This window comes from Nocardiopsis lucentensis DSM 44048, from assembly GCF_000341125.1.
GTDB lineage: Bacteria > Actinomycetota > Actinomycetes > Streptosporangiales > Streptosporangiaceae > Nocardiopsis > Nocardiopsis lucentensis.
Genome location: NZ_ANBC01000040.1, coordinates 1 through 14,271, shown reverse-complemented (window position 1 = coordinate 14,271; position 14,271 = coordinate 1). Strand labels below are relative to the sequence as shown.

Here is a 14,271-nt window from a genome sequence, read left to right as displayed (position 1 = left end):
TTGCGGATGCCGCCGCCGTTCTGGATCCCGATCTGCGGCTCCGGGACCCCGTACTCCGCCGCGTTGCGCCGACCCGTGTCCAGCAGGGCGTCGGCCATCAGGCTCCCGAGGTTGGTCTCCTGGGTGCGCACCCCCGGGTCACGGGTGCCGTCCAGGGCGACCTCGCTCTCGGCGACCACGGTCTCGTCGAGGGCGGCGACGTGGGCGGAGACCGGTTCGGTCACCTCGCCCTGGACCGCGGCGTGCGGCTCGACGGCGTCGTCGCCGACGCCCGAGACCCGGACGGTGCCCGAACGGTCCGAGACGGAGGACACCCGGCCGTCGGCGTCGAAGTTGACCACCAGGCGGCCGACGTACTCGTAGTCGCCGCCGGTGGTGACGATCGGCAGGTCGGCGCCCTCGGCGTCGCTCGCCCACAGCGGGTACGAGAGGGGCTCTCCGGTGGACGGGTGCGCGGTCACCTCGTCGCCGGGAACCAGCGGGTCGTCGGGGTTGGCCATGACCTCGTGGCCACCGCCGGAGACGATCGCGTCGACGTCGGTCAGCTGTTCGGCCACGCTCTGCTCGTAACCGATGTTCTGCAGGTGGGAGATCATGACGATCTTGTCGACGCCGTCGGCGGTGAGCCGGTCGACCTCGGCCTGGACCGGTCCGACCACGTCGTGCAGGACCAGGTCGCGGGGGCTGCTGATGCTGTGCAGCTCCGGGTAGAGGGCGCCGACGACGCCGACACGCTCGCCCGCGACGTCGATCACCGTGCTGGGCGCGATGCGGCCCGCGTCCGCCAGCGCGGCCAGGCGGGGCTCGCCCGACACGTCCACGTTGGCCGCGACGACGGTGGTGTCACCGGTCATCGCCTCAAGGAAGTCGGCGTACACGTCCGGGCCGAAGTCGAACTCGTGGTTGCCCATGGACACCGCGTCGTAGCCGGCGTGGTTGGTGGCGATCGCGTCGTAGAACGGCGCGCCCTCCTCCATCGAGGCGGAGAACTCCGGACCGGGCAGGTAGAGGTCGCCGGAGTTGACCGACACCACGCCCCGCTCGGCGGCCTCGTCCGCGCCCGCGCCGACGCCCGCGTTCTCGGCGTCCCGCAGGTCGTGCAGGAGGGTGGTGTAGCGGGCGGCGCCGCCGAAGTCGGGCTGGGCGGAGGCGTGCAGCAGCGCGGACTCGGGGTCGTTCCCGTGCAGGATCGTCAGGGTGAAGTCGGCTCCGGCCCGGGTACCGGGGGTCTCCCGGGGCGCCGCGTCCGCCGCGGAGACGGATACGGACGAGGCGACCAGGCCGCCCGCCAGTACCAGCGCGCCGGACGCGCGCACGAGTCTGGTCATGCTCTGTGACTCCAGTTTCTTGGGGGAGGGGGTCCGGGACGGTGGGACGTCCCGGGATGGGGGTCAGAGGGCATCACCCTAGAGGAAGAAGGGTCTCCTGGCACGGGATCGGGGGTGACGACGCGGCGAACCCGCGGTGCCGGTCCGGGGCACGAAACCGGGTGCCGGGTCGCCGGACGAATCGGGTGCGCGCACTACCGCCCCGAGGGCCACGGCACCTCTACCATGGACGCACACGCCCATCGACTCCTCGGAGGACCCCTGTGCATCGCTCTGGCCAGGACCCCCACGACCCCGACGGGGCGCGTGGCGCGGGTGGCGGTGTTCCGCCCCAGCGCGGGCTGTTCGGTTTCGGGGCGCACCTCGACGCCCTGCACCCGAACGCCCCGACGCCCCGGAAGGTCGCGGTGGTCCGGACGTTGATGTTCGTCGGCGGTTCCTGCGGACTCGCCCTGTCCGCTCTGTTCCTCATGGGGTTGGCCATCCCACCGGAGACGATGGGCGAGGTCCTCCGAGAACAGGCCGACCTGGCCGCCGAACAGGGTGTCGAGGTGGTGGTCACCGTCGACGTGATGCGCTCGCTCATGGCCGCGCTGGCTCTGGTCACCGGTGTGTACGGACTCCTGTCCACGCTGTTGGCGTCCCGGATCCGCCGTAGGACGATCGGGGTGTTCTGGGGCGTGGTGGTCTTCCAGGTCGCCGCGGGGGCGCTCCTGGTCTGGAACATCAGCGGTGGCGACTGGCAGTCCGTCGTGCCGCTGGGCTTCACCGCCACGATGGTGGCGTTCATGTTCTCCCGGGAGGGGCGCGCCTACTACGGGCTGCTCTGACGCCCGGTGCCCCGGGCGGCCGTCCTCTCCGCGCTCCTTCCGAGTCCGAAGAGGCGCGGCCCCTCACGCGGGGGCAGTGGAGGCCGGACCGCGACCTCCGTCCACCGGCGTCCGAGGAGGGCCCGCACCGCGGCCGCCCCCGTCCCCGGTTCCCCGGCGCCCTCGGGCGGTCGCACACCGCCCTCCTCGTTCTCCAGGGCCAGACACTCCCGCAGGAGCTCCGCCGCCCCGGGCCGGTCGTCGGGGTCCTTGGCCATCGCCGCCGCCACCAGCCGCTCCAACCCCGGCGGCAGGTGCTCCACGTCCGGCTCCTCGAACATCACCCGGCGCGCCATCTCCTTGGGGTGCGCGCGCCCGAACGGGTCGTGCCCGACCGCGGCGAACCCGACCGTCGCCCCCCACAGGAACACGTCCGCCTTCTGGGTCGTGGGCAGGGCGCCGTACTGCTCCGGACTCATCCACCCCGGGGTGCCCAGCCGGTCGAGCTGACGTGCGACCCGTTCGTCCGCCAGAGCCTCCGGGGACGGGAGCCGTAGGTCGCGGTAGGCGCGGCGCATCCGGCGCAGCCTGATCCACTTGGTCGGGTCGGGGTCCTCCACCGGGTGGGCGATCCCGAAGTCGAGCAGTTTGGGGCCCCGGTCCGACAGCACGACGTTGCTCGGTTTGAGGTCGCGGTGCACCACACCGGCGTCGTGGATCGCCCTGAGGGCCTCGGCCGTCCCGACCGCGAGCCCGAGCAGCATGCCCCGGCGCAACCGGCCGAAGCGCTCCACGTGGTGGCGGAGGGTGGGACCGGGGACGTACTCGGTGATCATCCACGGCGGGTCGGCCTCGACGTCGGCGCGGACGAACCGCGCCACCGACGGGCTGTTCACCCTGGCCAGGAGCCGCGCCTCGTGGGCGAAGCGCGTACGGAACCGGTAGTCGGCCGCCTGCTCGGGGTGGACGACCTTGACCGCCAGGTAACCGTGGACCCCGGGGGACTCGGCGGCGTAGACCGTGCCCATCCCTCCGGAGCCGACCCTGCCCCGGATCCGGTGTCCGCCGACCGTGCGCGGGTCTCCGGGTTCGAGGGGGGCGAGTCTGCGGATGCCGCGCGCCTTCATCGTGCTCCCGTTCGCTGGGGGACGCGTGTGCCGGGATCCTATCCTCCGTGTGTTTCGGCGTCGGGTCGCGCGCGGTCGACGGTCGTGGGTCCCCTGGCGCTCCCGGGATCTCGTCACAACCCCGGACGCGGTTCGCGCGTCGAATCCGGCGAGAGGTACGCCCGCGCGCGGGCCGAGCGCCGGAAAGGACGCCATGGAGTTCACCCTCGCTGACGGCACCACCGTGCGGATCACCGCCGCCACCTCCCGCGCGCTGCGCGCGGCGGTGCCCGTACAGGGCCGTCCGGGGCTGTCGCGGCTGCGGAGCCGCACCCCAGGCGAGGCCGTCCGAGCGCTGGCCGACCAGCGGCTGGCGGTCCGGGACCGGCGCCTGGGGATCTGGGTCCTCACCGAGCGCGGAGCCGGAGTGCGCGACCTGCTGGCCAACGCGCCCGGGACGGCCTTCGGGGGCGGCGGGGACGACTGGGGCGGGCACGAACCCACCCGGCTCACCGTCCACCCGGAGGTCGACGACGGGACCGCGGTCCGGCTCAACGCGGCCGCCCTGCGCCGGGACCGGCCCGCTCCGCAGCCACGGCCGCCCCTCCCGTCCCGGCGCTCCGACGCCTCGCTCCCCGCCAAGGACCACTGGCTCTACCCGGTCGGCGGCGCGGTGATCGTCGGGCTGTTCCTGCTCCTGCTGCCGTTCCTCGGGATCGTGGCCGCGGGCGTGCTCGTCTTCCTCGGGCTCGGCGCGGCGGGCGTCGCCGCGCTCGCGACCGTCATCACGAAGGCCTTCGACGAGCCGTCGCGAAGGCCCCTTCCGGGCCAGGCCGAACGCGCGACGGAGGAGTGGCTGCTGCGGGAGTGGAGGGACTGGTACGTCAGCCCGGACACGCTGGACACCCCGGCCCGCGCGCTGCTCGGCCGCGCCCAGGCCGCCGTCGACTCCGTCCTGGCCTCCTCCCTGCACGACCAGGGCCTGCTGCTGGACACGGTCCGCAACCGGGTCGTCCTCGCGGACGTCGAGTGGGGCCTGGCCAGGAGCCTGGCCGGGCACACCCGGACCCGGCGCACCATGGCGAGCACCCCCACCCCGGGGGAGCACAGCCGCCGGGCCGCCGCGCGCGCCCGGGAGGTCCTCGACCAGGACGTCGCCCGCGTCGCCGAACGCGTCCGCGTCCTGGAGGACTACGCGAACAAGGTCCGCGCCGCGGAGATGGAGCGCTACGACCGCCGCGCCGCCGAGCGGTTGGAGGCTCTGGCCCTGGAGGCGGGGTCCGACCACCGGCAGCAGGACGAGGCGCTGTCCACCCTCGTCCAGGCCCAGGAGCTGGCGTTGCGCGTCGCCTCCCTCACCAACGAACTCGGGTACCCCGGCCACCCGGGCCCCCTCGACGGCCCGGAGCCGCCGGACGGTCCGCGGCGGTGAGCCCGACCGGCGCCGTCCACCGATGTTCGGCGGCACTCCCGTTCGTCGGTGCCTTCTGGCACGCTCGACACGAGAGGAGGCACCATGACCCCCGAGCAGTTCATCGACGCCGCGCTGTGGTTCCCGGAGACGTCCGAGACCGAACCCTTCGGTCCGGGCCCGTTGGTCTACAAGGTCGCCGACCAGAAGATGTTCGCGCTGCTCATGGAGCGCGCCCAAGGCCCGGTGGTCAACCTCAAGTGCGACCCGGAGCTGGCCCTGGAACTGCGTGACCAGTTCCCCGGCGTCACCCCGGGCTACCACATGAGCAAACGGCACTGGAACTCCGTGCTCCTGGACGGCTCCGTGCCCGACGACGAGATCGTGGAGATGCTGAGACACTCCTACGTACTGGTCGCCCGGAGCCTGCGCCGGGCCGACCGGGACCGCGTGCTCGCGGCCCTGGGCGACGACGCCCCCCGGCCTGAGGGGCCGTCCGCCACCGTGTGACCGATCGGGAGGGAGCGTTCATCTCGTGTCCGACAGGACCTTCCGGCCCGCCGTCGTCCAGGGCGTCCTGGAACGGATCACCTACGCCAACGAGGACAACGGGTACACCGTCGCCAAGGTCGACACCGGGAACGGGGCCCACGACCTCCTCACCGTCGTCGGCGCCCTGGCCGGCGTCCAGCCCGGCGAGGCGCTGCGCATGCAGGGCCGCTGGGGCTCCCACCCCCAGTACGGCCGCCAGTTCCAGGTGGAGAACTACACCACCGTCCTGCCCGCCACGGTCCAGGGCATCCGCCGCTACCTCGGCTCCGGGCTCATCAAGGGGATCGGCCCGAAGATGGCCGAACGCATCGTCGGGCACTTCGGCACCGACGCCCTGGACGTCATCGAGGACGACCCGCAGCGGCTCGTCGAGGTGCCCGGGCTCGGCCCCAAACGCACCCGGCTCATCGCGGACGCCTGGGAGGAGCAGAAGGCGATCAAGGAGGTCATGGTCTTCCTCCAGGGGGTCGAGGTCACCACCTCCCTGGCCGTGCGCATCTACAAGAAGTACGGGGACGCCTCCATCAACGTCGTCCAGAAGGAGCCCTACCGGCTGGCGTCCGATGTGTGGGGGATCGGGTTCAAGACCGCCGACACCATCGCCCAGGCGGTCGGCATCCCGCACGACAGCCCCCAGCGGGTCATGGCGGGCATCCAGTTCACCCTCTCGGAGTCGACGGGCGACGGTCACTGCTACCTGCCCGAGGAACGGCTCATCTCCGCCGCCGTGAAGATCCTCGGGGTGGAGGCCGGCCTGGTCATCGAGTGCCTCCAGGAACTGGTCGCCACCGAGGGCGTGGTCCGCGAGACGCTTCCCGGACCGCAGGACGAGACGGTGCGCGCCGTGTACCTCGTGCCGATGCACCGCGCCGAGATCGGGCTCGCCTCGGGGCTGCGCTCCCTCCTGGAGGCCCCCGGCGACCGGCTCGCGTCCTTCACGGACGTCGACTGGGACGTGGCCCTGGGCTGGCTGCGCGAGCGCACCCGGGTCGACCTCGCCGACGCCCAGCGCGAGGCCGTGCGCACCGCGCTCACCAGGAAGGTGTGTGTGCTCACCGGAGGCCCCGGATGCGGCAAGTCCTTCACCGTGGCCTCCGTCGTCACCCTCGCCGCGGCCAAGCGCGCCAAGATCATCCTGGCCGCGCCCACCGGGCGGGCCGCCAAGCGCCTGACCGAGCTCACCGGTGTGGACGCCTCCACGGTGCACCGGCTCCTCGAACTGCGCCCCGGCGGTGACGCCGCCTACGACCGCGACAACCCCCTGGACTGCGACCTGCTCGTTGTCGACGAGGCCTCCATGCTGGACCTGGTCCTGGCGAACAAGCTGGTCAAGGCGGTGCCACCGGGTGCGCACCTCCTCTTCGTCGGCGACGTCGACCAGCTGCCCTCCGTCGGAGCGGGACAGGTGCTGCGCGACCTCCTCGACGACGGCTCCCCCGTCCCCAGCGTCCGCCTCACCCACGTGTTCCGGCAGGCCCAGCAGTCGGGCGTGGTCACCAACGCGCACCGGGTCAACACCGGTGAGCAGCCCGAGTTCCAGGGAATGACCGACTTCTTCCTCTTCCCCTGCGACGACGCCGAACAGGCCGCCGAACGCGCCGTCGACGTCGTCGCCCGCCGCATTCCACGGCGCTTCGGGCTCGACCCCCGCCGCGACGTGCAGGTCCTCACCCCGATGAAGGGCGGACCGGCCGGATCCGCCCAGCTCAACACCGCCCTCCAGGCCGCCGTCACACCGCCGGGGGAGGGGGTGCCCGAACGCCGTTTCGGCGGACGGGTCTTTCGCGTGGGCGACAAGGTCACGCAGATCCGCAACAACTACGAGAAGGGGGCCAACGGGGTCTTCAACGGGACGCTCGGCGTGGTCACCGGGATCGACGCGGTCGCCCAGGAGGTGGCGGTGCGCACCGATGAGGACGAGGAGGTCGCCTACGACTTCGCCGAACTCGATGAGCTGGCGCACGCCTACGCCGTCACCGTCCACCGCTCGCAGGGCAGCGAGTACCCCTGCGTGGTGATACCGGTCACCACCAGCGCGTGGATGATGCTCCAGCGCAACCTGCTCTACACCGCCATCACGAGGGCGAAGAAGCTCGTGGTCCTGGTGGGCTCCCGCCGCGCCCTCGCCCAGGCCGTCCGCAACGCCTCCTCCGGCCACCGGTACACCGCCCTGGCCCACCGGCTGGGGAACTGGTAGGTGCCGCGGCCGGAGGCCGTCGGTTGAGGGTGTCCCACCCTTTCGCGAAGCGACCCCTGGGCGGTGGTGGGCGACGGGCGGGCCACTACGCTGGTTGACCGTGCGAGAGACCCTGATCGTCGTCGGCGCCGCCATCATCCGTGACGGCCGCGTCCTGGCCGCCCAACGAGCCGAACCCGCGGCCCTGCGCGGCCGGTGGGAGTTCCCCGGCGGCAAGGTCGACGACGGGGAGTCGCCCACCGACGCGCTCACCCGCGAGTGCCGGGAGGAACTCGGCGTCACCGTCCGACCCCTGCACCCGATCGGATCCGACGCCCCGTTCCCGGCCCCGTCCGGCTCCCGTACGCGTGACGCCGTGCTGCGGTTGTGGCGGGCGGAGCTGGTCGACGGCGAGCCCGAACCGCTGGAACACCTGTCCCTGCGCTGGCTCTCCGCCGCCGACCTGCGCGCCGTCGACTGGCTGCCCGCGGACGTCCCCTTCCTGGGCCCGCTCGCACCCTTGCTGGTCAACCCATCGTGACCAGGTTGACCTGCACGTTTCCCAACCAGACACCTCTTACCGCATAAACTGGCAACGGGCCGTGGCACTCTGCGGTCTCTACCCAGTACCAGGAGATCGAGACTTTCCCATGTCCAGCGCCATGCCCGTCGAGGGCTCCGCACGCCGCGGCGACATCCGAAACGTCGCCATCGTCGCCCACGTGGACCACGGCAAGACGACGCTCGTCGACGCCATGCTCTGGCAGTCCGGTGTGTTCCGTGAGAACCAGGACGTCGACGACCGCGTGATGGACTCCAACGACCTGGAACGCGAGAAGGGCATCACCATTCTCGCGAAGAACACGGCCGTCCACTACACCACGCCCGAGGGCGAGGACGTGGTCATCAACATCATCGACACCCCCGGCCACGCCGACTTCGGCGGCGAGGTCGAGCGCGGCCTGTCGATGGTCGACGGCGTCGTCCTGCTCGTGGACGCCAGCGAGGGCCCGCTCCCGCAGACCCGCTTCGTGCTCCGCAAGGCCCTGGCCGCCAAGCTCCCCGTCATCCTCGTCATCAACAAGGTCGACCGGCCCGACAGCCGGATCGCCGAGGTCGTGGACGACACCTACGAGCTGTTCATGGACCTGGACGCGGACGAGTCGCAGATCGAGTTCCCGATCATCTACACCTGCGCCCGCGACGGCAAGGCCTCCCTGGAGCGCCCGGAGAACGGGCAGGTGCCCGACAACGACAACCTCGTTCCGCTGTTCACCACCATCCTGGAGACCATTCCGGCGCCCGAGTACACCCCCGGCGCGCCCCTCCAGGCCCACGTCACCAACCTGGACGCCTCCCCGTTCCTGGGCCGCCTGGCGCTGTGCCGCGTCCAGCAGGGCGAACTGCGCAAGGGCCAGCAGGTCGCGTGGATCCGCGGCGACGGCACCACCCAGCAGGTCAAGATCACCGAGCTGCTCATGACCGACGGACTGGAGCGCCGGCCCGCCGAGAAGGCCGGGCCCGGCGACATCGCCGCCATCGCGGGCATCCCCGACATCATGATCGGCGAGACCCTCGCCGACCCCGAGGACCCGCGGCCGCTGCCGCTGATCACGGTGGACGAGCCCGCCATCTCCATGACCATCGGCACCAACACCTCGCCGCTGGTCGGCAGGGTCAAGGGCGCCAAGGTCACCGCCCGCCTGGTCAAGGACCGGCTGGACCGCGAGCTGATCGGTAACGTGTCGCTGCGCGTGCTGCCCACCGAGCGCCCCGACGCCTGGGAGGTGCAGGGCCGCGGTGAGCTGGCCCTGGCCATCCTGGTCGAGCAGATGCGCCGTGAGGGCTACGAGCTGACCGTCGGCAAGCCGCAGGTGGTCACCCGCGTGATCGACGGCAAGACGCACGAGCCGGTCGAGCGCCTCACCGTGGACGCCCCCGAGGAGTTCATGGGCGCCATCACCCAGCTGCTCAGCGTCCGCAAGGGCCGCATGGAGAACATGGTCAACCACGGCACCGGCTGGGTGCGCATGGACTGGCTGGTTCCCTCCCGCGGCCTCATCGGGTTCCGCACCGAGTTCCTCACCGAGACCCGCGGCACCGGCATCGCCCACCACGTCTTCGAGAAGTTCGAGCCGTGGTTCGGCGACCTGCGCACACGGCCCAACGGTTCCCTGGTCGCCGACCGGGCCGGTGTCGCCGTCGCGTTCGCGATGTTCAACCTCCAGGAGCGCGGCACGCTGTTCGTCGAGCCGACCACCGAGGTGTACGAGGGCATGATCGTCGGCGAGAACTCCCGCGCCGACGACATGGACGTGAACATCACCAAGGAGAAGAAGCTCACCAACATGCGCTCGGCCACCGGCGACGAGCTCGTGCGCCTGGTGCCGCCGCGCCAGCTGTCCCTGGAGCAGGCCCTGGAGTTCTGCCGCGAGGACGAGTGCGTGGAGGTCACCCCCGAGCACGTGCGCATCCGCAAGGTGGTCCTCGACCAGAAGGAGCGCGCCCGCATGGCCGCGCACAAGAAGCGCCAGTCCCAGTAGGGGTTCGCGGGTCGGGGGCGGTCGGTGGACGCCGACCGCCCCCGACGCGTTTCCGGCCAGGTCAGAGGGGTAAACCGCTTAGAGCGATGAAGTCGGAGCCCTCGTGTCCTCGATGCGGGCGCGCGGTCCATCCTCCGGGGTTGTGGACCAGCGCGTGGCAGTGTGACGTCCACGGCCCGGTGGCGCCCCTCCAGGGGGTCAGAGCCCCCGGGGTGAGCAGTCTCGACGCCCTGCTTCCCCAAGCCCACGTTCCGGTCTGGGTCCCGTGGCCGCTGCCCACCGGGTGGGTGGTGACCGGGTTCGCCGAGGCCGGTGACGACCGCAGCGGCGTGGTGGCCGCCGCCGTCGCCCTGTCCGGACCCAACCCACTCGGTGGGATCGGCGAGGTCGTCATCGTCGCCGAGGACCCCGGGGTGGGGCTCGGGGCCCGGCTGGCCGGTCTGGAGGGGCCCGACCCGGGCGACGGGTTCGACTCCTCGGCCGCCGACGCCAAGGTGCGCTTCGACGGTCACGAGATCGCCCTGTGGAACCTCGACGTGGGCCGCGACCGCGCGGTCTACACGGGTGAGGCGCTCGCCCACTGGTTGTGGTTCGTGTTCGCCTCACCGGATACCGCGATCCTCATGTGCGAGATCAACGCACTGCGGGACCTGCGCGACATCAAGGACGGCGGCGTCGCTTTCGAGCCGCCGTTCGGGGCCCTCAGCCCCTTCCTCACCGGAGGGCTCGCACCGCTGGAATGACCCGGCCCCGGCGGTGCGTGGGAGCACCCCGGGCACGCTGAACGGGACTTACGTACAATCGGGCAGTGACCCGAATCGACCTGCACTCGCACAGCTCCGTCTCCGACGGGACCGACACACCCGCCGAGGTCCTCCGGGAGGCGGTGGCCGCCGGGCTCGACGTCCTCGCCCTGACCGACCACGACACCGTCGGCGGGATCGCGGAGGCGGCCGAGCACGTGCCCCCGGGTCTCACCCTCGTCCCCGGGATGGAGCTGTCCTGTGCCCACGCCGGGTCCAGCGTGCACCTCGTCTCCTACCTGTTCGACCCCGACGCCCCCGGGCTGGCCGCCGAGCTGCGCCGGGTCCGCTCCGACCGGGCCTCGCGCGCGGAGGAGATGGTGGCCAAGCTGCGCGGACTCGGCGTCGACGTGTCCTGGGAGCGGGTCCTGACCATCGCCGGGGCCGGACGGGACGAGTACGCCGACGCCAACACGATCGGCCGCCCGCACCTTGCGCGCGCGATCGTGGAGGCGGGCGCGGCCCGGGACGTCCAGGACGCCTTCGACCAGTGGATCGGCTCGGGCGGCCCCGCCTACGCGGCTCGGTACGCCCTCGACCCCGTACGCGCCGTGGAGCTGGTACGCGAGGCGGGCGGCGTCTGCTCCCTCGCCCACCCGGCGCGCGCCGAGGGCGCGCTCAACGGGGCGGTGCCGATCGACCTGGTCGAACGCATGGTGGCCGCGGGGCTGGGCGGTATCGAGGCCGATCACCCCTCGCACAACCGGGCCCAGACCAAGGAGTGGCGGGGTGTGGCCGCCGACCTGGGCGTGGTGGTCACCGGCTCCAGCGACGACCACGGGAGCCTGACCGGGCACCGCCTGGGCTGCCGCACCACCGCGCCCGAGGCCTTCGAGGAACTCGTGGCGCCCGCGACGGGCGTTTCGCTCATCCGAGGTTGACCCGCGTGCCCTGTGCTTGTTTTGGGCCCGCCGCTTCGCTTCTTCGGCCCGCCCGTCATCCTCGGACGACGCCCGCGGCGCGGTAAACAGGACCGCGCGTTCGATACGGTACGGACCACTGCCAGAGGGCGCGACAATGGTCGCAGCGAACTACCTGAACCTGGACGATTCGAAAGGTCTGACGCCGTGTTCTGGAAGCGGAAGCCGAAGAAGAAGGACGGCCAGGAGGCCACCGACTCCGCTGTGGAGGAGCGGGAGGCCGCGAAGGACTCCGAGGAGGAGGCCGCGGGGGCCGAGTCCGAGGACACGGAAGAGACCACGGACGGCGTCGAGGAGACCGGCGCCGAGGAGACCGGCGCCGACGGGGACGCCTCCGATGAGGACACCGACGACGCCGAGAGCGCCGAGGGCGGGAAGTCCGAGGCCAAGGACGCCGAGGGCGAGGGTCCCGTCGACGTGTTCGCCGACGACGCGGAGGAGCCGGGCGTGACCGGCCCCGACGGCGAGGGCATCACGCGGGTGCGGACCTCGGGCAGTTTCGAGTTCGACGGCCAGACCTACGAGATCGTCAGCAACACCTGGATCGTCGAGGCCGACGACGAGGGGGTCGTCGTCATCGATCCCGGCCACGACCCCGAGGCGATCCTCAAGGCCGTCGGCGACCGCGAGATCTACCTCGTGGCCTGCACGAACGGCTACACCCCGCACATCGAGGGCGCGCTGCGCGTCGCGGAGGAGAGCGAGGCCGACATCGCCCTGCACCCCCGCGAGATGCGCGCCTGGCGCCGCCACCACGGGGCCGAGCACCGTCCCGAGGTCGAGGTCGAGGGGCAGGGCGCCTTCGACATCGGCGATCTGCACATCGACGTCCTGGCGCTGCCCGGCACCTCGCCCGGCACCGTCGGCTACTACATCAGCCAGCTCGGCGTGGTCTTCAGCGGTGACACCCTGCGCAAGGGCGAGCCCGGCATGGTCGGCGACACCTACATCGACTACACGACGCAGCTCGCCTCCATCGGCGAGGCCCTGCTGTCGCTGCCGCCGGCCACCCGCATCCTGCCCGACCGCGGGCCGGCCACCACCTCCGGCGCGGAGAGCAAGAACTTCGACGACTGGGTCTGACCTGGACGACCGTCCGCCGCGCCGTTCCGGTGGCGCGGCGGACCGACCCGGGCCGGAGCGGAGCGCGGGCCCGAGGCATCCACGGACCGGGGCGTGTTCCGTGGATGCCGCCCGTGCCGAGGAAGCCCTCGCGCGGCGGGCGTCCGTCGAGGGCGGCGGAGGGCGGCGGAGGGCGGGGGGCTTCAGCGCGGCTGCCGCAAGTCCGAAGAGGGAACTCCCCTACCGTGCGCCGCTTCGCCGGCTCAGCGGTGTCGCGCGGCGGGGTAGGTGTCCTTCGCGCACGTCCTAGCGCCGGCCCACGGACTCGGTCTGGTTCCAGAAGGACGTCAGCGCGCTCGACGTCGTCTCCGGGGCCTCCACGTTGGGGGAGTGACCGGCACCGGGCACCACCAGGCGCTGGGCGTCGAGCCGCTGGGCCATCTCGGCCTGCTCGTCGGTCGACCAGGTGTCGTCGTTCTCGCCGTACAGCACCAGCGTGGGCAGGTCCAGGGCGGCGAGCTCGTCGACCCGGTCCGCCGTGCCCAGCAGGTCCTCAGCGGTGCGCATGAGCCCCATGGCGCTGCTCGACACCAGCCGCCTGCGGAGGAAGTCCTGGATGCTCGGGTCGGCTGTGCGCTGGCGCGCCTCGCTGTCGAACTGTTCGTCCCACAGTTCCTGAAGCCGTGCGGTCGAGGGGTCCATGGACAGCGCGGCGATCAGGTTGCGCGCACCGGTCGCGCGGTCACCCTCCAACGCGCCGGGGCCGCTGCACATGAGGGTGAGCGAGGCCAGAGCCACACGCTCGGACAGGGCGGTCTCCCGGACCACCAGGCCGCCGAACGAGTGTCCGACCAGGTGGACCGGCGAGCCGTTTCCCACCTCGTCGACGACCTCTGCGACCACGCCGCCCAGGGAGGAGAGGCGGTAGTCGGGGAGCTGGACGCCGGGAGGGGCGGTGAGGGTCTCCGGTCCAGGCGATTCATAGGTGCCGGGCAGGTCGATCGCGACCACCTCCCGACCGGCCTGCGCCAGGCTCTGGAGGAGGGCGATGAAGTCCTCCTTGCTGCCGGTGAAGCCGTGCACCAGGACGGCGGGCGCCAGTTCGGCGCCGCCGGACGTCGGCAGTGCGCGCAGGGCCGCCACCGGGCCGTGGGACAGGTGCAGGTCCGCCCGCCGCACACCGGGCGGCGGGTCGAGGAAGGTCGGTGTACTCACGTCGGGCAACCTTAGGGCATCTTCGGCGGACACCGGCCCCGGATCATCTCCGACCGCCCGTCCGCCAGATGGGCGGACGGTCAGCGGTCACGGTGCCCAGCCCCGTCGCCTCCGGCTCCCCCTCAGGGGAGGGCCGCCCGCGATCGGCCGGGGCGGGCGGCGGTACCACCACGGCCCGGCGGTGCGGTCGGCGACGGGAGCGCGATCAGGTGTTCTCCGGGTCCCGGCGGGCGGCGCTGGCGCCACCGCGCGTACGGCGACGGCGGCGGACCCGCTTGGTGCCCTCCTCGCCGGAGGACTGGCCGCCGGAGCGGGCGGGCGTGCTGGGCGCCTTCTCGCTGCTCGC

The 14,271-nt window shown here is 72.3% G+C and carries 11 protein-coding genes and 1 pseudogene (1 of these 12 only partly in view); 9 read left to right on the top strand and 3 right to left on the bottom strand.

Annotated features, from left to right (window positions below):
* Nucleotides 1-1,328, bottom strand: a pseudogene (locus tag D471_RS32495) (bifunctional metallophosphatase/5'-nucleotidase); it reaches 792 nt to the left of the window's first position.
* 263 nt (nt 1,329-1,591) lie between these two features.
* Between D471_RS32495 and D471_RS0101160 the strand changes: the two are divergent.
* Nucleotides 1,592-2,158 (top strand): hypothetical protein, encoded by a 567-nt coding sequence (locus D471_RS0101160; protein ID WP_017596931.1) that lies wholly within the window; start codon nt 1,592-1,594, stop codon nt 2,156-2,158.
* Here D471_RS0101160 and D471_RS0101155 read toward each other — a convergent pair.
* Nucleotides 2,143-3,264, bottom strand: coding sequence for a serine/threonine-protein kinase (locus tag D471_RS0101155; RefSeq protein WP_017596930.1), 1,122 nt, complete (start codon nt 3,262-3,264; stop codon nt 2,143-2,145). The genes D471_RS0101160 and D471_RS0101155 overlap by 16 nt on opposite strands.
* A 193-nt stretch (nt 3,265-3,457) precedes the next feature.
* Between D471_RS0101155 and D471_RS37485 the strand changes: the two genes are divergently transcribed.
* The 8 genes from D471_RS37485 to D471_RS0101115 all read left to right on the top strand — a co-directional run bounded on the left by D471_RS37485 (nt 3,458) and on the right by D471_RS0101115 (nt 12,731).
* Nucleotides 3,458-4,675, top strand: a complete 1,218-nt coding sequence (locus D471_RS37485; RefSeq protein ID WP_017596929.1) for a hypothetical protein — start codon at nt 3,458-3,460, stop codon at nt 4,673-4,675.
* Nucleotides 4,676-4,759: 84 nt separating this feature from the next.
* A complete protein-coding gene (locus tag D471_RS0101145; RefSeq protein WP_017596928.1) occupies nt 4,760-5,164 on the top strand; it encodes an MmcQ/YjbR family DNA-binding protein in 405 nt (134 codons plus the stop codon).
* Nucleotides 5,165-5,189: 25 nt separating this feature from the next.
* Nucleotides 5,190-7,403: an SF1B family DNA helicase RecD2 gene (recD2, locus tag D471_RS0101140; RefSeq protein WP_017596927.1), complete on the top strand. Its 2,214-nt coding sequence runs from the start codon at nt 5,190-5,192 to the stop codon at nt 7,401-7,403.
* Nucleotides 7,404-7,503: 100 nt separating this feature from the next.
* On the top strand, nt 7,504-7,923 hold the full coding sequence (locus D471_RS0101135; RefSeq protein WP_026127292.1) for a (deoxy)nucleoside triphosphate pyrophosphohydrolase: 420 nt from the start codon (nt 7,504-7,506) through the stop codon (nt 7,921-7,923).
* A gap of 109 nt (nt 7,924-8,032) precedes the next feature.
* Nucleotides 8,033-9,925: a translational GTPase TypA gene (gene typA, locus D471_RS0101130; RefSeq protein WP_017596925.1), complete on the top strand. Its 1,893-nt coding sequence runs from the start codon at nt 8,033-8,035 to the stop codon at nt 9,923-9,925.
* Nucleotides 9,926-10,011: 86 nt separating this feature from the next.
* Complete coding sequence (locus tag D471_RS0101125) at nt 10,012-10,668, top strand: DUF6758 family protein (RefSeq protein WP_051059088.1); 657 nt, start codon at nt 10,012-10,014, stop codon at nt 10,666-10,668.
* A 65-nt stretch (nt 10,669-10,733) separates the two neighbouring features.
* Nucleotides 10,734-11,609: a PHP domain-containing protein gene (locus D471_RS0101120; RefSeq protein WP_017596923.1), complete on the top strand. Its 876-nt coding sequence runs from the start codon at nt 10,734-10,736 to the stop codon at nt 11,607-11,609.
* A gap of 186 nt (nt 11,610-11,795) precedes the next feature.
* A complete protein-coding gene (locus tag D471_RS0101115; RefSeq protein WP_017596922.1) occupies nt 11,796-12,731 on the top strand; it encodes an MBL fold metallo-hydrolase in 936 nt (311 codons plus the stop codon).
* Between the two features lie 285 nt (nt 12,732-13,016).
* On the opposite strand, the gene D471_RS0101110 is transcribed toward D471_RS0101115, so the two are convergent.
* Entirely contained in the window at nt 13,017-13,925 is a 909-nt protein-coding gene (locus tag D471_RS0101110; RefSeq protein ID WP_017596921.1) for an alpha/beta fold hydrolase, read from the bottom strand.
* Between the last annotated feature and the right edge of the window lie 346 nt (nt 13,926-14,271).

Bases quoted from the DNA above. Each gene is read 5' to 3' on its own strand.
- D471_RS0101155 (WP_017596930.1), bottom strand. From the start codon at position 3,264: ATGAAGGCGCGCGGCATCCGCAGACTCGCCCCCCTCGAACCCGGAGAC.
- D471_RS37485 (WP_017596929.1), top strand. From the start codon at position 3,458: ATGGAGTTCACCCTCGCTGACGGCACCACCGTGCGGATCACCGCCGCC.
- D471_RS0101145 (WP_017596928.1), top strand. From the start codon at position 4,760: ATGACCCCCGAGCAGTTCATCGACGCCGCGCTGTGGTTCCCGGAGACG.
- typA (WP_017596925.1), top strand. From the start codon at position 8,033: ATGTCCAGCGCCATGCCCGTCGAGGGCTCCGCACGCCGCGGCGACATC.
- D471_RS0101125 (WP_051059088.1), top strand. From the start codon at position 10,012: ATGAAGTCGGAGCCCTCGTGTCCTCGATGCGGGCGCGCGGTCCATCCT.